Genomic DNA, 17,263 nt, shown 5'->3' with positions numbered 1-17,263 from the left:
GCGGTCGCCGTCGGCGCCGAACACCATGATCACGCGACCGCGGGTCGCTCACCGCGCCCTCGAGCGCGTGCTGGAAGGCGTCGGCGCTGTGGCCGAAGTCGACGTAGACGGTCGGGCCGCGCTCGCCCGACGCGCTCGGTGCGGCCCGGGAGCGAGACGTCGGCTCCGCCGTCGCGGTGCAGCGCCGCCCGGGTCTCGCCCGGCGGCCGGCCCGACTCGACGAGCATCGCGATGGCCAGCGCCGCGTTGGCCGCCATGTGCGCGCCGATGATCGGCACGGACGTGGTGATCGCCCGCGACTCGCGGTTCTGGATGCGGAAGCCGGTGCGGCCGAACTCCTGCTCGAGGATCGTCACCGTCCAGTCGGCCTCGACACCGAGGGCGGCGAGGTGATCGTCGACACCGAGGACCACCCGCCGTCTCGGCGATGCGGGCGCCCGCCGGAGAGTCGAGCGAGACGACGGCGCGACGGGCGCGGTCGGGCTGGAACAGCTGCGCCTTCTGGGCGAAGTAGTGTCACCATGTCGCCGTAGTCGTCGAGGTGGTCGTGGCTGAGGTTCGTGAAGCCGGCGACGCGTCGAAGGCGACTCCGTCCACGCGGTGGCGGGTGAGGGCCTGGGCGCTGACCTCGATGGCCGCGGCGCCGACGCGCCTCCTCGTGCATCCGGGCGAGCAGGGCGTGCCGCAGCTCGGTCGCCTCGGGCGTGGTCGGTCCGCTCGCCGTGATCGAGGTGTGCGCCGATGTGGCGCTCGAGCCGTCTGAGCTTGAGACCAGGGCACCACGCCGAGCTGGCGGAGGATGCCCTCGATCATGTGGACCGTCGAGGTCTTCCCGTTCGTGCCGGTCGCACGAACAGCTGCGGAGCGCGCTCGGCCGTGCCGTAGACGGCGGCCGCTGCGCGACGGCTCGCGAGGCGGGCGCGGGGGTCCTCGACGACGAGCACGGGCAGTCCGGTGGCGCGGGCGAGCTCCTGCTCCGGCCCCGTCCGTCATCACGGCGGAGGCGCCGCGCTCGCGGGCCTCGGCGACGAACTCGGCACCGTGGCGAGTTCACACCGGCCAGTGCGACGAACAGATCGCCGGGAAACTCGACATCGGAGGCGGTGACCGTCACGCCGGTGACGTCGGCCTCCGGGGATCGATCGGCGGGGATCTCGAGGAGGGTGCGCGCGAGGGCCGTGAGAGGGACCGCGGGAGCGAGGCCGGGTCGGAGCACGGGGTCCTACCGTCGCCGGGACGGCCGATGCGAGGTCCGAGGGGGCGGGGTCCGGAGGGTCACGGTGCTGTCACTCCGAAGCTGAGGGGAGTCGCTGATGTAGATCCTTGGGATAGCGGAGTCCCGCGTGGAGGACGCGGCGGCGACCGGGCGGTGTCCGCGAGGTTCGCGGGGCCCGCGTCTGAGCTCGGAGGATGACCTCGAGCGAGAACGAGACCCCGGGCGGGCGCCCGGTGCGCCGGCGCGACTCGTCATCGGCACCGTGGCGGCCGCCGCCGGAGCGACCGCGTTCGGCGTGGGCGCGGCGATCGGAGCCGGCCGCGGCGGCCGGGGCCGACCGGCTCGCCGTCACTCCGCCGACGCGGACGCCGAGCGCGACTCCGTCCGCCACCGCCGCGCCGGAGCCCACGGCGACGGAGACCACCGCGCCGGCCGAGCCGAGCCCCACCGGACCCCGGGATCGACCTCGCCGCGAACTCCGTCGACGACCCGGCGAGCGTGCCGGGTCGTCGTGAACAAGCTCCAGGACGCTGAACCCGGTCGACTACTTCCCGGCCGATCTCGTGTACCCGGACGTCCGCTACGTCAACCGCCAGCCGATGCGGCAGGCGACGGCCGACGCCCTCGTCGCCCTCGTCGCCGCGGCGTCGGCCGAGGCGGGGCTCGCGCTCGCCGTGCAGAGCGCGTACCGCTCCTACGAGACGCAGGTCGGCGTGTACGCCGGCTGGGTCTCGACCCGCGAGCAGGCCGGGGCGGATGCGACGAGCGCGCGGCCGGGTCTGGCGAGCACCAGACGGGCTGGGCGGTCGACGTCGTCGGCGCCTCCGGGGCGTCGCGCGCTCGAGATCTGCTGGGGGACACGCCCGAGGGCTCGGGTCGGGGCCAGCGTGCTACCGCTTCGGCTTCTCGTCCGCTACAAGCCCGACGCGACCCCGATCACGGGCTACGAGTCGGAGCCGTACCACCTCCGCTACGTCGGCACGGAGCTCGCGCAGCTCCTCCACGACACGGGGATCGAGACTCTGGAGCGCCTGTTCGGACTTCGGATGCGCCCGATTACGCCCCGGGAAGCACTTCCTAGTCGGTCTAGCGATCACGCCGGGCGCCGGAAGACGTGACACTCGCCGCTCGTTACCGTACTGTTACCCGGAGCGTTTCCCGACGACCCCGATCGTCGCGCGCGACAACCCTTGACGGGGCAGCTCCCTCCTGAAAAAGCAGTGCGCCACCGTGCCGTCGCATCCCGAACCGTGAGATACCTCTGTGCCCCCCAGCTCCACCCGCTCCACCCCGACCTCGCCCGCTCCCACCCCCGGCGCCGCCGCTGACCCCGGCGTCACCGCGCCCCCGCCCGGCCCCGCCGCCAGGCCGGGGAGCGGAGGAGCCGCGTGCGCACCGCCGTCACGACCGCCGCCGCGGCTCCGCCCCCGTCGTGCCCGCGGCCCGCTGCCGTCCGCCTCGGTCCCCGCATTCCGCGAGCGGCGGCGGCTTCGCCTCGCGCCGAGACCGCCGCGTGGCCGAGGGTCACCGCCAGCACCGCCCGCGGGTGGAGCCCGCACGGCGCGGCGCCTCCTTCCTCCGACCCGGCCGCCGTCACCTCGTGCTCGCGATGTCGGGCGGCCTCGTCGTCGTGGCCGTCGCCGCGGGTGCCAGCCTGACCATCGGCGGATCCGGCTCGTCCGAGTCCGCCCTCGGCCACCGCCTCCGGGTCGGCGACGCCGACCGCGGCTGCGACCACCGTCGCCGTGCTCCCCGCGACCACCGCCTCCGCGCGCGTGGTGCTGAGCGGAGTGTCGACCACCAGCGGCACGGTCGCCGGCGGCACGAGCGTCACGCTCCAGGGCTCCAACCTCGACTCGGTCGCCTCGGTGCGGTTCGGCGACCTCGAGGGCAGCGTCGCCGTCGAGAACCCCGACCAGATCACGGTGGTGGCGCCTCCCGCATCCGGCGAGGTCGAGGGAGTCGTGCCCGTCGCCTTCTTCGACGCCAGCGGTGCTCCCATCACCTTCGACGCCGTGACCGAGGCCGCCGCAGCGGTCACCGCCGGCGGAACGCCCGTCGATCAGGCGCAGACCGCGCTGGCCACGACCGCCCCCGTGCCCGTCGCGGACCCGGCGGCGGATCTCGCCGCCCCGGCTCCCTCCGCCTCCTCGACCCCCACCGCCGAGCCGCTGCCGACCGCGACCGGCGTGCTGGCCACCACCAAGGTCGTGGCCTCGGCCATCACGTTCGCCTACACGCCCGACCCCGCGATCGAGGCCGCGAAGGCCGCCGCCGCGCTCGACGCGAGCCGCCTCGCCTCGCAGCTCGACTACGTCCGGACGTACTGGACCGAGTACAACTCGGCGCAGTACGGCGTGATCACCGGCAACGACTGCGTGAACTTCACCTCGCAGTCCCTGATCGCCCGCGGCTGGACCATGGACTCCGAGTGGAGCTTCTCGTCCGGCGGCGGGTACAGCTCGGCCTGGGCGTCGTCGACGGCCTTCAACTCCTACCTCGCCGCCCACCCGGAGCGGGCGACGCCCCTCACGAACGCGCAGCGCGAGCAGGTCGAGGTCGGCGACGTCGTGCAGTTCGACTGGGACGGCTCCGGCGACTGGGACCACACCGGGATCGTCACGAGCGTCGACGGGGACACGATCCTCTACGCGTCGCACACGGTCGACAACCTCGACCAGGACATCGACTCCGCCTCGGCCGGTCGCATCATGTTCTGGAGCGTCTGACGCCGGAACGCGGAAGAGGCCGCCCCCGCGAGCGGTGACGGCCTCCTCGGCAGGAGAGCGGTGGAGTCAGTTCTTGAAGACGTCCTTGACGTCCTCGCCGACCTTCTTGGTCTGCGCCTTCGTCTGGTCGGCCTGTCCCTCGGCCTCGAGGCGCTCGTTGTCGGTCAGCTTGCCGGCCGCCTCCTTCGCCTTTCCGAGGAGGTTCTCAGCAGCGTTGCGGATCTTGTCGTCAGCACCCATCAGGGGCTCCCTTCGTTCGATTCGGTGATCCTCCCGCGACGGCCGCAGGAGTGGTGCCTCGCGCTCTGCGGGCAGGGGTCAGGCGGCGCGGTCCTCCCGGGAGAAGCCGGCGCGGGCGCTCGAGGCGACCTCGAGCACGACCGGGAGGCGGACTCGAGCAGGCGGTCCAGGCTCTCGACCTCCGAGCGCACCGAGTCGACCACCGTGCGCGGGGAGACCCCGCTGCGGGGGAGGACCCGGACCTTGAGGGCGGTGGTGGACCCGTGCTGGTAGGCCGACACCGTCACGTCGAGCAGGTCGCCGCGGCCGGCGAGGGCGTTCTCGAGGACGTCCTCGGCGAATCCGGTGGCGAACTCGACCGAGGCCGGCCGGGCCGCCTCGGCGGAGGTCTCGTCGTGCAGCACCGTGCCGGTGCGACCGCGGCCGTGCGTGAGGGCGAGTGCGAGGGCGATCACGACGCCCAGAAGGCACACGCCGACGATCGCGTAGAGCAGCCAGAGCACGGCGGTGTCGTTCCAGGGCGTGCCGTCCTCGGGCGAGATCCGGGAGACGAGGGCCGCCCCCTGGTCGGAGCCGAAGGCCGAGACCGCGTCCCGCACGGGCTGCGAGACCGCGACCAGGACGAGTCCGGCGGTGACGGCGGCCAGCACGAGGCCGACGAGGAGCAGGAACAGGCGGTTGACGAAGCGGTTGCTCGTGGTCATCAGATCCTCCCGGACTCGGCGATGCGGACGGTGGCGCGGGTGACGGGCTGCGCGGGAGATCCGCTCCAGTTCGGCGTCGAGGGCGCTCTGGACGGAGTCGCGGTCGACGGCGATGCCGGAGGCGGGCGTGATCGAGACGACCGCGGTGCGGCGTCCGATCGAGGCGCTGGTGTCCTCGCGGCGCGAGCGGGCCACGGTGCGGGCCGAGCGCGCGAGCGCCGAGGCGATCACTCCGTCGTCGACCACGATCGCGAGGCGCTCGTCGTCGATGGTGTGCCGAGCGCGCGCCCCGGAGCGATCGCCAGCACGAGCAGCACCAGTGCGAGCAGCCCGGTGACGACCGCGACGCCGATCAGAGCGGAGGAGGCGAGCCCGCCCCTCCGACCAGGGCTCCCAGCAGAGCGGAGGGCGCGATCAGGAGCGGGGCCGCGCCGAGGACGGCGAGCACCGCCTCGGTGCCGACGTACGCGGCGATCAGGGCGATCGCCATGAGGATCGACGATCTGCGCGGCCGAGCGCGAGCGGTGCGTCTCGCGCCGCAGGAAGCGGCGGTAGCGCGCGTCGGGAGCGGCGTCGCGGGGGGATGCGGCCGTGCTCATGCGACTCTCCTCGTGTGTCGGGTGCGGGTGCCGTTCACCCGGATGTCGACCCGGGTGACGGTGCGGCCGGTCAAGGCCTGCATCCGGGCGGCGATGCGGCTCCGATCGCGGTGGAGGCGATCGAGCAGGCTCCCTCGCCGGCTCCGGGGGCGGCGGCGGGGTCCGAGCCGACGACGACGGGAGTCGTGACGGAGAGCGCGAGGCCCCCGCTGTCGTCCGACAGGCGGACGCGGATCGCGGACACCTCCACGCCGAGCTCCTCGTGCACGACGGCGAGCGCGGTGCGCTCGATCGAGCGGACGCTGACGGTGACGGTGCCCGCCACCGGCGCGGGGGCGCCGGCGGCGGGACGCGACTGCAGGGCGGTGGTCATGACGGCTCCTAGCGGGAGGTCGTGCGGCCGCGGAACACGTCCACGAGTCCGCGCACGTCCAGCGATCCGTCGAGCATCCGCGTGATCAGGACGCCGAGCGCCATGAACACGGCGGTGAGGACGAAGCCCAGAAGCCGAAGAGCAGGGCGGCGAAGGCGAGGATCGCGCCGACGACGACGCCGAGCACGGTGCCCGGCTCGCGGGGGCCGGAGGGGTGGGGGTGCTCATCGGACGCGGCTCTCGGTCTCGGCGGAGTCGTCGTCCCCGGGGATGTGCACGTCGACGATCGCGACGTTGATCTCGGCGACCGCCATGCCGACGAGGCCGGTGATGGCCTCGCCCACCGCGTCGCGGACGCGGTCGGCCACGGTCTGCATCGGGACGGGGTACTCGACGACGAGGGTCACGTCGACGGCGACCTGGGTCTCGCCGACCTCGACGCGGACGCCCTGGGCCAGGTCGTTGCCGCCGACGGCGGAGCGGATGGCGCCGAACGCGCGGGCGGCGTTGTTGCCGAGGGCGAAGACGCCGGGGACCTCGCGAGCCGCGATGCCAGCGACCTTCGCGATCACGGCGTCGTCGATGACGGTGCGGCCCTGAGCGGTGCCGGAGACCGCGCCGCCGAGGCTGGTCACGGTGTCGACGGACTTGTCGACGCGGGGGGTGGAGGGGGTGCGGGTGGTGTCGCTCATGGTGTCTCCTGTACGTCTCGTCGGCCGCGGTTCCGCGGTCGGGGGTCCTGGGCCCGGTCGCATCGACTTCGCAGTCCTGCGCCCTCGGGCTGTGCTTACATGAGTGGGACGGAGCCCGGCGGGTGATCGTCACGGTCCGGATCGGGAAGTTTCCTGACCGTTGCCTGATAGGTGTCCGGCACGGTGCCGACGGTCGAGGAGAGAGGCGTCATGCCTGGTCTGGAGTCGGCGAGCGATGCGCTCCTCGCCGAGCGCTCGGCCGAGGGCGACGTGCGGGCCTTCGAGGTCCTCGTCAAGCGGCACCAGTCGATCCTCCGGGCGTACGCGTGGCGGCTGACCGGCTCGCAGGCGGAGCGCCTCCGACGCCGTGCAGAACGCGCTCATCGCGGTCTGGGCCCAGCTCCCGCAGCTCAAGGAGCCGGCGAGCGTCCGCAGTTGGATGATGCGGATCGTGAGCCGCTCGAGCGTCGACCTGCTGCGCCAGCGCCGACCCGCCGACGACGTCGACGCCGTGGAGCACCCCGCCGCGACGGGGCCGGCCCCTTCGAGGCCGCCGAGCGCTCCGATGCGATGAAGGCGCTCGCCCAGGCTCTCGCGCAGCTGCCCGAATCCCAGCGCCAGTGCTGGCTGCTCCGCGAGGTCGGCGGCGAGTCCTACGGCGAGATCGCCGAGCACCTGGGGCTGACCACGACGGCCGTGCGCGGCAAGCTGGCGCGAGCCCGCGAATCGCTGGTCGTGGCGATGGAGGACTGGCGATGAAGGACGTCCCCGATGAAGGAGCAGGCGCGATGAACGCGGACGACACTCCGGCGGGCCCGGAGCGCGGCGACGCGCTCGGGCCGCGCCCGTCGAGGGGCTCCGGTCGACGGCGACGAGCTCACCCTCGACGACCTCAGCGACTACCTCGACCGTGGCCGGCTGCCGTACGACGCGGCCATCGAGGAGTCTCCGGAGCACCGCCGCACGCTGCAGGCCCTCGAGCGGGTGCGCGCCCTCTCGGGCGCCCTCATCGACGACGACGCCGAGCGGCTGCCGGCGCCCGAGGAGAGGCTGGTTCGGCTCGATCCTCGCGCAGGTGCGCCGGGAGGCGCGGGCAGGTCGCGACATCCCGCTCGCCAGCCCCGAGCCGGACGTCGAGCTGACGATCACCGAGGGCGCGGTCCGCGGGCTCGTGCGCGAGGCGGGCGACAGCGTCCCCGGGGTGCTCGTCGGCCGCTGCCGGCTGGTCGGCGACATCGGCGCTCCCGGGGCGGAGGTCGTGGTCGAGGTCGCGATCTCGGTCTTCTGGGGGTTCCCCTCGCGGACGCGGCGCAGCAGGTGCGCGAGCGCATCCACACCCGCCTCCTCACCCAGACCGAGCTGCGGGTCACGACGATCGACGTCCGCGTCGAGGACGTCTACCACCCCGGAACGGAGCAGTCGTGAGCACGGCGGGCGGAGTCGTCGTCCCGCAGCAGCCGAGCGCGTCGTCCGTGCTCACAGCGCTCGCCCGCGCGCGTGCCCGGAGTGGCGATGCTGGTGCCCGCGCGACCGGAGGCCCGCGACGTCCTCGCGCACGCCGCGACGGCGCTCGCGCCCTCGCCGATCCCGCTCCTGCCCGCCTCCCTCGGAACGGCCTCGGGCGGCACCTCCGTCGAGCCCGTGCTGGTGCGGATCGCTCCGGAGCACGTCGTCGTCTCGATCGATCTCGTGGTCTCGTCCGACGCCTCGGCCCCCGGGGTCGCCCGGGCGGTCGGCGCCGCGGTGCGCGAGTGGTGCCAGCAGGAGCATCCGGAGCGGCGCGCGCGTCGCGGTGCGGATCGCGGCGGTCGACTGACCCGGCGGACCTGGAGCCGTCAGCGACCGGGTCCGGGGCGGTCCGGCTCGCTCAGCCCTGCTGCACCAGGAACGCCTCGGTCTCGACGGTGGTCGGAGCCGAGACCGCGGCGCCCTGCCGGGTGACCGACACCGCCGCCGCGGCGCTCGCCCAGCGCACCAGGGGGAGCAGCGCCTCCGGATCCCAGCGGTCGGCCCCCTCCGCGGCGAGGCGGGCGGCGAAGGCGCCGCAGAAGGTGTCGCCGGCGCCGGTCGTGTCGACGGCGCGGACGCGGAAGGCCGGGGCGGAGGCGGGCTCGCGGTCGCGGACGGCGACGATCACCCCGTCCGAGCCGAGGGTGACGAGCACGAGCGGCACGAGCGCGGTGAGCGCGACGGCGAGGGCGGAGTCGTCGGCGGCGTCGATCCCGCGCTCGCGGCCCAGCTCGCGCGCCTCGTGCTCGTTGACGATCAGCACGTCGAGCTCGTCGAGCAGCTCGGCCGGCAGCGGCCGGATGGGGGCGGCGTTCAGGATCGTGACGACTCCTGCGGCGCGGGCGGCGCGCGCGGCGGCGAGCACCGTCTCCTGCGGCACCTCCAGCTGCAGCAGCAGCGCGGAGGCGGCGGAGACGACCTCCTCCTCGGCGGCCGTGAGCCCGGCGAAGGCGGCGTTCGCTCCGGAGTCGACGACGATCGCGTTCTCGCCCGAGTCGTCGACCGTGATCTGCGCGGTGCCGGTGCGGGTGTCCAGGCGCCGCGCGTGCACGGCGAGCGGCTCGGCGGCGAGCACGGTCGCCAGCTCGTCGCCCGCCGAGTCGCGGCCCAGGCTCGTGACGAAGGCGGTGCCCTCGGCCGTGCGGGCCGCGGCGACCGCCTGGTTCAGGCCCTTGCCTCCCGGGAAGGTGCGGTAGTCGGAGGCGAGCACCGTCTCGCCGGGCGCGGGGATGCGGGCGACGCGGTAGACGTGGTCGAGGTTGGCGCTTCCGAGGACGACGAGGGGCATGCCCTCGACGTTAGGGCACGCGCAAGGGGCTCCGCTGGATCCGGCCCGCGCCTACGGTGGAGGCATGGACACTCGAATCTTCGGACGCACCGGTGCGCCCGTCTCCGTCGTCGGCCTCGGAACCTGGCAGCTCGGTGCCGACTGGGGTGACGTCGCCGAGAACGATGCCCTCGCGATCCTCGACGCCGCCGTGGAGTCGGGGGTCACCCTCTTCGACACCGCCGACGTGTACGGCGACGGCCGCAGCGAGCGCACGATCGGCTCCTACCTCGCCGCGCACCCCGACTCGGGCGTGTTCGTCGCGACCAAGATGGGCCGCCGCGTCGACCAGGTCCCCGAGAACTACGTGCTCGACAACTTCCGCGCCTGGACCGACCGCTCACGGAAGAACCTGGGCGTGGACACCCTCGACCTCGTGCAGCTGCACTGCCCGCCCACCTCCGTCTACTCCGACGACGCCGTCTTCGACGCGCTCGACACCCTCGTCTCCGAGGGCGCGATCGCGCACTACGGCGTCTCGGTCGAGCGCACGGAGGAGGCGCTGACGGCGATCGCGCGGCCGAACGTCGCCAGCGTGCAGATCATCCTGAACGCGTTCCGCCTGAAGCCGCTGGACGCGGTGCTGCCCGCCGCCCGCGAGGCCGGGGTCGGCATCCTCGCCCGCGTGCCGCTCGCCTCCGGCCTCCTCAGCGGCCGCTACACGACCGAGACCACGTTCGCGGCCGACGACCACCGCAACTACAACCGCGAGGGCAAGGCCTTCGACGTCGGAGAGACGTTCTCGGGCGTCGACTTCGCGACCGGTGTCGAGGCCGCGCAGGAGTTCTCGCGCCTCGCCGCCGACCACGGCCTCGCACCCGCGGCCGCCGCACTCGCCTGGATCATCCAGCAGGACGGCGTGACGTCGGTCATCCCCGGCGCCCGCTCGCCCGAGCAGGCCCGCGCCAACGCGACCGCCGCCGACGCCGCGCCCCTCGGCCCGGCGTTCATGGAGGCCGTCAACGCCCTCTACGACACCCACTTCCGCCCGACGGTCCACCCCCGCTGGTAGCGACCCGGCCCTGACTCGCCCGGAAGGGCTCGTTCTCCAGCGCGAGAACGAGCCCTTCCGGGCGACTCAGTAGGGGCTGTGGAGAGTGGCGCGCGCGGGGACGCGGCGGGCGCCAGCTTGGACGCGTGCAGGGGGAGCTTCCCGAGGGTGTGTTCCGGGTATCGGAGGGGTACGCGGCTGGGGCGACGAGAGCTGCGATGCGCGCGGTCGTGGGACCGGTGCGCGGAGCCCGATCGGTGCGACCGATGACGACTCTCGGTGACCGGTGCTCTGCCCTCCTGTACCGGCTCGGACCGGAGACGTTCGCGTGCGGGCCGACGGCTGCGCTTCTCTGGGCTCCCCTGGATCTGCCCTGGGAGCGCCGGACCGAACTCGACATCGGCGTCGCGGCCCCTCGGCGCGCGCCGCATGCGGACGGCATCTCCGGTCGGTCTCTGACGATCGACCTTTCCGTGGACGTGCTGACGTACCCGCGGGGCCGGCTGGACGACGGCGGCCCGCACCTGGTGCGATCTCGGTGCCGTCCTGGAGCTCGGGGACCTCGTCGCGGTCGGCGACTTCTTCCTGCATCGGGGATTGTGCACTCGCGGCTCGCTCGAGGAAGCGGTCTCGACGTACCGGTCCAGGAGAAGCCTCCGCAGGCTGCGGCAGGCGCTCGGACTTCTGGACGCGAGGGCCGAGTCGAGACCGGAGTCCCTGGTGCGTGTCGCGCTCGTCCTCGCGGGCGTCTCCGGGATCGAGGCCGACGTCGAGATCTACGACGCCGATGCGTTTCTGGGGCGAGTGGATCTCTGCAGCGCCTCCGGCCCGGGTGATCATCGAGTACCACGGCGACTACCACCGGGTCGAGCGCGATCGCTGGCGCCGGGACCGCGCGCGCATCGGCCGCCTCCGTGCCGCCGGCTACTCCGTCATCGAGCTCACGGGTGACGACCTCGCCGACCTCCCCTCCGTCGTCGCGCAGGTTCAGGCCGCGATCCGACGCTGAAACGCCCGGAAGGGCTCGTTCTCGGGAGGAGAACGAGCCCTTCCGGGGCAATTCACGAAGGAGGCGGGCTAGGAGCCGAGGGCGGCGTCGACGATGGTGCGGGCCTCGGCCTGGACCTCGTGCAGGTGGTCGAGGCCGCGGAAGGACTCGGCGTAGATCTTGTAGACGTCCTCGGTGCCCGAGGGGCGCGCGGCGAACCACGCGTTCTCGGTGACGACCTTCACGCCTCCCACGCCCGCGCCGTTGCCCGGGGCCTTCGAGAGCTTCGCGACGATCTCCTCGCCGGCGAGCGTGGTCGCCGGGATGGCGTCTCCGTCGAGCTTGCCCAGCGCCGCCTTCTGCGCCTTGGTGGCGACCGCGTCGACGCGCTCGTAGACCGGGTCGCCGAAGCGCTCGGTCAGCTCGCGGTACAGCGCCGACGGGCTCTTGCCCGTCACGGCGATGATCTCGGATGCGAGCAGGGCCAGCAGGATGCCGTCCTTGTCGGTGGTCCACACGGTGCCGTCGAAGCGGAGGAACGACGCTCCCGCCGACTCCTCGCCGCCGAAGCCGACCGAGCCGTCGACGAGGCCGGGGACGAACCACTTGAAGCCGACCGGCACCTCCCAGAGGCGGCGGCCGAGCGACTCGGCGACGCGGTCGATGATGGAGGAGGAGACGAGCGTCTTGCCGATCGCCGCGTCCTCGCGCCAGCCGGAGCGGTGCGTGTAGAGGTACTCGATCGCGACGGCGAGGTAGTGGTTGGGGTTCATCAGCCCGCCGTCGGGGGTGACGATGCCGTGACGGTCGGCGTCGGCGTCGTTGCCGGTGAGCACGTCGTAGTCGCCGGAGCGGGCGACGACGGAGGCCATCGCGCTCGGGGAGGACGGGTCCATCCGGATCTTGCCGTCCCAGTCGAGGGTCATGAAGCCCCAGGCCGGGTCGACCTCGCCGTTGACGACCGTGAGGTCGAGCTCGTACATCTCGGCGATCAGCTGCCAGTAGTGCACCGACGCGCCACCCAGCGGATCGGCGCCGATGCGCACGCCGGCCTTCTTGATCGCGTCGATGTCGATGATGTTCTTCAGGTCCGCCACGTAGTGGGTGCGGAAGTCGTACGTCTCGACGGCCGAGGGCTCGGCGGACTTCACGTCGCGGTTGCCGTCGGCGATGAGCTCGTTGGCGCGGTTCGCGATCCAGGTGGTGGCGTCGGAGTCGGCCGGTCCGCCGTGCGGAGGGTTGTACTTGAAGCCGCCGTCGCGGGGCGGGTTGTGCGAGGGGGTGACGACGATGCCGTCGGCCTCGTCGGTGTGCGCCGGGTCGTTGTTCCAGCGGAGGATCGCGTGGCTGAGCGCCGGAGTGGGCACGAAGTCGTCGAACTCGTCGACCAGCACGCGCACCTGGTTCGCGACGAGCACCTCGAGCGCGGTGGTCAGCGCGGGGCGCGAGAGGCCGTGCGTGTCGGCACCGATGAAGAGCGGGCCGGTGATGCCCTGCTCCGTGCGGTACTCGACGATCGCCTGCGTCACCGCGGCGATGTGGTCCTCGTTGAAGGCGGTGTCGAACGAGGATCCGCGGTGCCCGGAGGTGCCGAAGACGACCCTCTGGAGCGGATCGGAGACGTCCGGCTTGTTGTCGTAGTAGGCCCTCACGAGGGCTTCGACGTCGATGAGATCGGAGGCCTGTGCCGGCTTCCCTGCGCGATCGGTCATGGGGTCCATAGTGGCAGCCCGCTCCGGCCCGCGATACCGGCTGGACAGCCGGTGGCTAGGCTGTCCGCCATGCCCGACAGCGCCTCCGAGTCCCGTACCTACAGCTATCTCGGGCCCTCCGGCACCTTCACGGAGGCGGCGCTCGCGCAGGTCCCCGAGGCGCGGGGGCAGCAGTGGCGCAGCGTCGCCAACGTCGGCGAGGCGCTGGGCGATCTGGTCTCGGGCCGCAGCCACGGCGCGGTGATCGCGATCGAGAACTCGGTCGAGGGCGGGGTGACGGCCACGCAGGACGCGCTGGCGCGGATCCCGGGCTGCGCATCGTGGGCGAGTACCTCGTCCCCGTCTCCTTCATCCTGGTGGCGCGGCCGGGCACGCGACTGGAGGACGTGCGCACGGTGGCCGCGCATCCGGTCGCCTACGGCCAGTGCCGGCAGTGGCTCGACTCCGAGCTGCCGAGCCACGAGTACCTCCCCGCGAGCAGCAACGTGCAGGCGACCGTCGACCTGCTCGCCGGGTCTCCCGCCGACGCCGCCATCGCTCCTCCGGGCATCGTCGCGCACCACGCCGTCGACGTGCTCGCCGAGCGGATCGGCGACAACCCGAACGCGGTCACCCGCTTCGTGCACGTCTCGCGGACGACGCGGCTGCCGGAGCCCACGGGCGCCGACAAGACCAACCTGATCGCGGAGCTCCCGGGCGACGAGCCGGGCGCGCTGCTCGAGATGCTCGAGCAGTTCGCGACCCGCGGAGTGAACCTGAGCATGATCCAGTCGCGGCCGATCGGGGACGCCCTCGGCCGCTACCGGTTCGTGCTGGACCTCGACGGGCACGTGGCCGACGAGCGGGTCGCCGACGCCCTGCTCGGGCTCCGCCGCTTCAGCCCGGGTGTGATCTTCCCTGGGTTCCTACCCGCGGGCGGATCGCCGTCGGTCTCGTACGTGCGACGCTACGACGACGAGGTGTTCATCGAGGCGCGGGACTGGCTGCGCGGACTCCTCACCGCGAAGCCGGAGGTCGACGATGACTGACAGGGACGGGCACGACCCGGACACGAGCACGACGGGAGCGCCGACCCCGGAGCAGGTCGATCCGCGCTACGACCCGGTCTTCCAGCGGGGCTTCGCCGGGGAGTGGACCGGGTGCGCGGCGACGACCGCGCCTTCGCCCGCCCGGGCAGCGGCCCCTGCCCACCGGCGCGCGGACCGCCGCGCTGCCGCGCATCGCCGAGGTCGCCGACACCCGCCGCTCCCGCCGCACGGCGGTGCGGTCCGCCGGGCCGGGCGACGAGGCGGCGCGGCCCTCCTCCGAGGCGCCGCTCCCCTCCGAGGCGCAGCCGGTCGAGTCGGACGGGCGGCCGGTCGCGGCCGTCGAGCCGGACGCCCCGCTGCTGCGGAACCCCTGGCTGCTCGTGCTGCTGCTCGCCGGTCTCGCCGGCACCGCGCTGGGCTTCTCGATCCTCACGATCGGCTACTCGTCGCCGCCCGCCCCGTACTACGGCGACTCCGACACCCCGTCACCGGAGTGGATCCAGCGCCAGATCCTCTACTACGCGTCGATCCGCTGCTGGGCTCGCTGCCCTTCTCGCTGCTGATCGCGATCGGTGTCCGCGGCGCTGCGCTGGCGCAGGACCGGCACCTGAGGACCAGCCCGAGCAGGACTGACGCGGTCGCTCAGACCGCGGAGGCGCCGAAGAGCAGGCCGAGCAGGTACGTGACGAGCGCCGCTCCGTAGCCGATGCCGAGCTGGCGCAGGGCCCGCGCGAGGGAGGAGCGCCCGAGAGCAGCCCCACGATCGCGCCGGTCGCGAGCAGGGCGATCCCGACGAGCACCGCGGCCAGGATCACGGCGGCGATCCCGGACATGCCCAGCAGATAGGGCAGCACGGGGATGATCGCGCCGGAGGCGAAGCAGCAGAAGCTCGAGAGCGCCGCGCCCATGCCGGTGCCGATCGACTCGTGCTCGTCGATCGAGGGGTCCGCCTTCGGTCCGCCGATGGTGATCGGAGAGGTGGCGGCGACTCCGCCGCGCAGTCCCGTGAAGACGTGGGCGGCGCGGGCGTTCGCCTCCTCGCTCAGTCCGCGGGCGCGGTAGACCAGCGCCAGCTCGTTCGCGTCGACGTCGAGGTCGGGGACCAGGCGGTTGGTGTCGAGGTCGGGGAGGAGGCGCTGAGCAGCTCGCGCTGCGGCGCACCGAGACGAACTCGCCCGCCCCCATCGAGAGGGCGCCGGCGAGCAGCCCCGCGAGCCCGGTGAACAGCACCACGCTGGTGGCGACTCCGCTCGCGCCGACGCCCAGCACGAGCGCGAGGTTCGAGACGAGCCCGTCGTTGGCGCCGAAGACCGCGGCCCGGAACGTGCCCGAGCCGCGTCCGCCCGCGCTCGGCCAGGCCCTGCACGACCTCCCCGTGGATCCGCTCGTCGGCGGCCATCGCCTCGGTCGCGTCGTCGTCGTCGGCGTACGGCGAGCGGGCCTCCGCGCGCTGCACGAGGGCGAGGACGAAGACGGAGCCGAAGCGGCGGGTGAGGAACCCGAGGACCCGGGTGCGCAGATCCGGCCGGGGCGACGGCTCCGCGGCGGCACCGAGCAGCTCGCGCCAGTGGTCCTCGTGGCGGCCCTCGGCGGCGGCGAGGGCGAGCAGGATCTCGCGCTCCTCGCCCGAGCGGCGCCCGGCCAGGTCGCGGTAGGTGGCCGCCTCGGCGAGCTCGTCGGCGAGGTAGCGCCGCCGCCGGCGGATCTGCACGGGGGTCGGGGAGGTGGGGTCCGGAGCGGTTCTCGCCATGGGATCTCCTGGGTTCGGGCCCGCCGACCCGCGCGAGGAAGGGACCGGTCAGGACGTGCGTCGACTGACCGAAGGTCTCGTTCGCCCGGTTCCGTGCGGATCCGGGTGGAGCGCCGGGTCCGGATCGTCCCGGACCAGCATGTCGACGCGCCTCGTCGCCTGCCGAGCAGGCGGTGGAACTACTCCTTCGCGTGGACCACCGTAGCCGAGATCGGCGCCGATCGGGCCGGATCCCTCGGGCGTCCCCGGGAGGCCCCGCGCGGCGAGAGGGCCCGCTGCAGGACCAGCGCGGCGCCGACCGCGGCCGCGTCGGCGACGTGGGCCGACAGCAGCACGCGGGTCTGCGGGTGCTCCTCGGCGAAGCGTCTGCGGAGGACGGCGAGGTGTCGGGAGCCGGCCACCGCGAAGGCGGGCCCGGCGAGCACGACGGAGTCGAGGTCGAGCAGATCCGCGAGCGCCACCGCGACGTCGGCGAGCTCGTGGGCCGCGGCGTCGACCACGGCGCCGGAGGCGTGGTCCCCGCGCACGGCGGCGGTGGCGACCGCAGCGGCGTCGGCGAACGCGTCGCCCGAGAGGCCGGGGAGGCCGGCCGCGCGCGCACCCGCGGCGATGCCGGGGAGTCCGACGCGGTCGGTGAGAGGGGCGGATCCGCGCGGTCCGAAGCGGTCGAGTCGACCGGCACCTGCTCCGAGCCGCGGTGCAGGGCGCCGTCGAGGACGAGTCCGGCGCGGATCCCGCCCGCGAGGTAGAGCGTGCAGTGCGCGCCCGCCGCCGGGAAGGTGCCGGCCCAGAACTCGCCGACGGCCGCGGCCGACGCGCCGTCGTCGAGCAGCACGGGCAGCGAGCAGGCCTGCTCGAGCAGCGAGCGCAGCCCGGCCGCCGCCCACTCCGCGCCCCGGGCGGCGAGGCCGAGGACGCGCTCGCCGGAGCGGTCGACGCCGCCGGGAGTGACGACGCCCACGCCGACCACGCGGTCGCGCTCGACGCCCAGCACCTCGATCAGGAAGTCGATCCGCTGGGCGAAGCCGCGCACGAACGACTCCGGGCCCTCGTCGAGGACGCCGCGGGTGCGGAGCCGCCCGACGACGGATCCGGCGAGATCCGCCACGATCGCCGTGGTCGAGTCGGCCTCGAGCTGGAGGCCCACGGCGAAGCGCGCCGACGGCACGAGGGCGAGGCTCGCGCGGCTTGCCCCCGGTGGACTGCGAGCGGCCTGCATCGGCGACGAGTCCGTCTCGAGCAGTTGCCGCACCAGGATCGAGACCGTGGCCTGCGTGAGGCCGGTGACCTGCGCCAGCTCGATGCGGCTGATCGGGCCGCGGGCACGGACGAGGTCGAGCAGGATCCCCTGCTCGTACCCGAGGTGCGCGGTGCGCGCGTCGTCGTCATCGGGCCCTCCGTCCGT

Annotated in this window: 20 protein-coding genes and 3 pseudogenes; 10 read left to right on the top strand and 13 right to left on the bottom strand. The window is 73.8% G+C overall.

The window, feature by feature from the left end; all coding sequences use genetic code 11:
• Positions 1-29: 29 nt before the first annotated feature.
• From AC0CII_RS09675 to AC0CII_RS09665, 3 genes are all read right to left on the bottom strand, one after another.
• On the bottom strand, positions 30-413 hold the full coding sequence (locus AC0CII_RS09675) for a hypothetical protein (RefSeq protein ID WP_465229252.1): 384 nt from the start codon (positions 411-413) through the stop codon (positions 30-32).
• 103 nt (positions 414-516) lie between these two features.
• Complete coding sequence (locus tag AC0CII_RS09670; protein WP_465229296.1) at positions 517-813, bottom strand: hypothetical protein; 297 nt, start codon at positions 811-813, stop codon at positions 517-519.
• 473 nt (positions 814-1,286) lie between these two features.
• Entirely contained in the window at positions 1,287-1,664 is a 378-nt protein-coding gene (locus AC0CII_RS09665) for a hypothetical protein (RefSeq protein WP_465229251.1), read from the bottom strand.
• A 115-nt stretch (positions 1,665-1,779) separates the two neighbouring features.
• Between AC0CII_RS09665 and AC0CII_RS09660 the strand changes: the two genes are divergently transcribed.
• Positions 1,780-2,334 (top strand): D-alanyl-D-alanine carboxypeptidase family protein, encoded by a 555-nt coding sequence (locus AC0CII_RS09660; RefSeq protein WP_465229250.1) that lies wholly within the window; start codon positions 1,780-1,782, stop codon positions 2,332-2,334.
• A 218-nt stretch (positions 2,335-2,552) separates the two neighbouring features.
• Here AC0CII_RS09660 and AC0CII_RS09655 read toward each other — a convergent pair whose 3' ends face one another.
• Positions 2,553-3,050 (bottom strand): hypothetical protein, encoded by a 498-nt coding sequence (locus AC0CII_RS09655; RefSeq protein WP_465229249.1) that lies wholly within the window; start codon positions 3,048-3,050, stop codon positions 2,553-2,555.
• Between AC0CII_RS09655 and AC0CII_RS09650 the strand changes: the two genes are divergently transcribed.
• Positions 3,007-3,945 (top strand): amidase domain-containing protein, encoded by a 939-nt coding sequence (locus AC0CII_RS09650; protein ID WP_465229248.1) that lies wholly within the window; start codon positions 3,007-3,009, stop codon positions 3,943-3,945. The genes AC0CII_RS09655 and AC0CII_RS09650 overlap by 44 nt on opposite strands.
• A 66-nt stretch (positions 3,946-4,011) precedes the next feature.
• Here the strand turns inward: AC0CII_RS09650 and AC0CII_RS09645 are convergent, their stop codons facing one another.
• The 5 genes from AC0CII_RS09645 to AC0CII_RS09625 form a co-directional block, all read right to left on the bottom strand.
• Positions 4,012-4,185, bottom strand: coding sequence for a CsbD family protein (locus AC0CII_RS09645; RefSeq protein ID WP_207403242.1), 174 nt, complete (start codon positions 4,183-4,185; stop codon positions 4,012-4,014).
• Positions 4,185-5,135 (bottom strand): hypothetical protein, encoded by a 951-nt coding sequence (locus tag AC0CII_RS09640; protein ID WP_465229247.1) that lies wholly within the window; start codon positions 5,133-5,135, stop codon positions 4,185-4,187. The genes AC0CII_RS09645 and AC0CII_RS09640 overlap by 1 nt, the downstream gene beginning before the upstream one ends.
• Positions 5,117-5,488, bottom strand: coding sequence for a hypothetical protein (locus AC0CII_RS09635; protein ID WP_465229246.1), 372 nt, complete (start codon positions 5,486-5,488; stop codon positions 5,117-5,119). The genes AC0CII_RS09640 and AC0CII_RS09635 overlap by 19 nt, the downstream gene beginning before the upstream one ends.
• A gap of 70 nt (positions 5,489-5,558) precedes the next feature.
• The gene (locus AC0CII_RS09630; protein WP_465229245.1) at positions 5,559-5,861 is read right to left on the bottom strand and encodes a hypothetical protein; all 303 of its coding nucleotides are present in this window, start codon (positions 5,859-5,861) and stop codon (positions 5,559-5,561) included.
• A 224-nt stretch (positions 5,862-6,085) separates the two neighbouring features.
• Positions 6,086-6,553 (bottom strand): Asp23/Gls24 family envelope stress response protein, encoded by a 468-nt coding sequence (locus AC0CII_RS09625; protein ID WP_207403237.1) that lies wholly within the window; start codon positions 6,551-6,553, stop codon positions 6,086-6,088.
• A 210-nt stretch (positions 6,554-6,763) separates the two neighbouring features.
• Between AC0CII_RS09625 and AC0CII_RS09620 the strand changes: the two genes are divergently transcribed.
• The 3 genes from AC0CII_RS09620 to AC0CII_RS09610 all read left to right on the top strand — a co-directional run bounded on the left by AC0CII_RS09620 (position 6,764) and on the right by AC0CII_RS09610 (position 8,494).
• Complete coding sequence (locus tag AC0CII_RS09620; protein WP_465229244.1) at positions 6,764-7,312, top strand: RNA polymerase sigma factor; 549 nt, start codon at positions 6,764-6,766, stop codon at positions 7,310-7,312.
• Positions 7,313-7,537: 225 nt separating this feature from the next.
• Positions 7,538-7,978, top strand: a complete 441-nt coding sequence (locus AC0CII_RS09615; RefSeq protein WP_465229243.1) for an Asp23/Gls24 family envelope stress response protein — start codon at positions 7,538-7,540, stop codon at positions 7,976-7,978.
• Positions 7,979-8,065: 87 nt separating this feature from the next.
• Positions 8,066-8,494 (top strand): hypothetical protein, encoded by a 429-nt coding sequence (locus tag AC0CII_RS09610; RefSeq protein ID WP_465229242.1) that lies wholly within the window; start codon positions 8,066-8,068, stop codon positions 8,492-8,494.
• On the opposite strand, the gene AC0CII_RS09605 is transcribed toward AC0CII_RS09610, so the two are convergent.
• Complete coding sequence (locus AC0CII_RS09605) at positions 8,421-9,350, bottom strand: ribokinase (protein WP_207403233.1); 930 nt, start codon at positions 9,348-9,350, stop codon at positions 8,421-8,423. The two genes, AC0CII_RS09610 and AC0CII_RS09605, sit on opposite strands and share 74 nt — an antisense overlap.
• Before the next feature lie 64 nt (positions 9,351-9,414).
• Between AC0CII_RS09605 and AC0CII_RS09600 the strand changes: the two genes are divergently transcribed.
• Positions 9,415-10,401, top strand: a complete 987-nt coding sequence (locus AC0CII_RS09600) for an aldo/keto reductase (protein ID WP_207403232.1) — start codon at positions 9,415-9,417, stop codon at positions 10,399-10,401.
• Between the two features lie 766 nt (positions 10,402-11,167).
• Positions 11,168-11,389, top strand: a complete 222-nt coding sequence (locus tag AC0CII_RS09595; protein ID WP_465229241.1) for a DUF559 domain-containing protein — start codon at positions 11,168-11,170, stop codon at positions 11,387-11,389.
• Positions 11,390-11,457: 68 nt separating this feature from the next.
• On the opposite strand, the gene pgm is transcribed toward AC0CII_RS09595, so the two are convergent.
• Positions 11,458-13,080, bottom strand: coding sequence for a phosphoglucomutase (alpha-D-glucose-1,6-bisphosphate-dependent) (gene pgm / locus AC0CII_RS09590; protein WP_465227865.1), 1,623 nt, complete (start codon positions 13,078-13,080; stop codon positions 11,458-11,460).
• Positions 13,081-13,149: 69 nt separating this feature from the next.
• Between pgm and AC0CII_RS09585 the strand changes: the two are divergent.
• The 3 genes and pseudogenes from AC0CII_RS09585 to AC0CII_RS09575 all read left to right on the top strand — a co-directional run.
• Positions 13,150-13,323: pseudogene (locus tag AC0CII_RS09585) on the top strand (prephenate dehydratase); the annotation flags it as partial.
• Positions 13,254-14,108, top strand: a complete 855-nt coding sequence (locus tag AC0CII_RS09580; protein WP_465229240.1) for a prephenate dehydratase — start codon at positions 13,254-13,256, stop codon at positions 14,106-14,108. The pseudogene AC0CII_RS09585 and the gene AC0CII_RS09580, both read left to right, overlap by 70 nt.
• Positions 14,109-14,341: 233 nt before the next feature.
• The gene (locus AC0CII_RS09575) at positions 14,342-14,671 is read left to right on the top strand and encodes a hypothetical protein (protein WP_465229239.1); all 330 of its coding nucleotides are present in this window, start codon (positions 14,342-14,344) and stop codon (positions 14,669-14,671) included.
• Between the two features lie 79 nt (positions 14,672-14,750).
• On the opposite strand, the pseudogene AC0CII_RS09570 reads toward AC0CII_RS09575, so the two are convergent.
• Together AC0CII_RS09570 and AC0CII_RS09565 are read right to left on the bottom strand one after the other, a co-directional pair.
• Positions 14,751-15,858: pseudogene (locus AC0CII_RS09570) on the bottom strand (VIT1/CCC1 transporter family protein).
• Between the two features lie 745 nt (positions 15,859-16,603).
• Positions 16,604-17,077: pseudogene (locus AC0CII_RS09565) on the bottom strand (ROK family protein); the annotation flags it as partial.
• Positions 17,078-17,263 lie beyond the last annotated feature (186 nt).

The organism is Rathayibacter sp. AC182 (genome assembly GCF_979253875.1).
Note: the sequence above shows the minus strand (reverse complement) of the source record. Positions and strands in the feature narration are given on the sequence as shown.

Bases quoted from the DNA above. Each gene is read 5' to 3' on its own strand.
- AC0CII_RS09670 (WP_465229296.1), bottom strand. From the start codon at position 813: ATGATCGAGGGCATCCTCCGCCAGCTCGGCGTGGTGCCCTGGTCTCAA.
- AC0CII_RS09645 (WP_207403242.1), bottom strand. From the start codon at position 4,185: ATGGGTGCTGACGACAAGATCCGCAACGCTGCTGAGAACCTCCTCGGA.
- AC0CII_RS09635 (WP_465229246.1), bottom strand. From the start codon at position 5,488: ATGAGCACGGCCGCATCCCCCCGCGACGCCGCTCCCGACGCGCGCTAC.
- AC0CII_RS09630 (WP_465229245.1), bottom strand. From the start codon at position 5,861: ATGACCACCGCCCTGCAGTCGCGTCCCGCCGCCGGCGCCCCCGCGCCG.
- AC0CII_RS09625 (WP_207403237.1), bottom strand. From the start codon at position 6,553: ATGAGCGACACCACCCGCACCCCCTCCACCCCCCGCGTCGACAAGTCC.
- AC0CII_RS09620 (WP_465229244.1), top strand. From the start codon at position 6,764: ATGCCTGGTCTGGAGTCGGCGAGCGATGCGCTCCTCGCCGAGCGCTCG.
- AC0CII_RS09610 (WP_465229242.1), top strand. From the start codon at position 8,066: ATGCTGGTGCCCGCGCGACCGGAGGCCCGCGACGTCCTCGCGCACGCC.
- AC0CII_RS09605 (WP_207403233.1), bottom strand. From the start codon at position 9,350: ATGCCCCTCGTCGTCCTCGGAAGCGCCAACCTCGACCACGTCTACCGC.
- AC0CII_RS09600 (WP_207403232.1), top strand. From the start codon at position 9,415: ATGGACACTCGAATCTTCGGACGCACCGGTGCGCCCGTCTCCGTCGTC.
- AC0CII_RS09595 (WP_465229241.1), top strand. From the start codon at position 11,168: ATGCGTTTCTGGGGCGAGTGGATCTCTGCAGCGCCTCCGGCCCGGGTG.
- pgm (WP_465227865.1), bottom strand. From the start codon at position 13,080: ATGACCGATCGCGCAGGGAAGCCGGCACAGGCCTCCGATCTCATCGAC.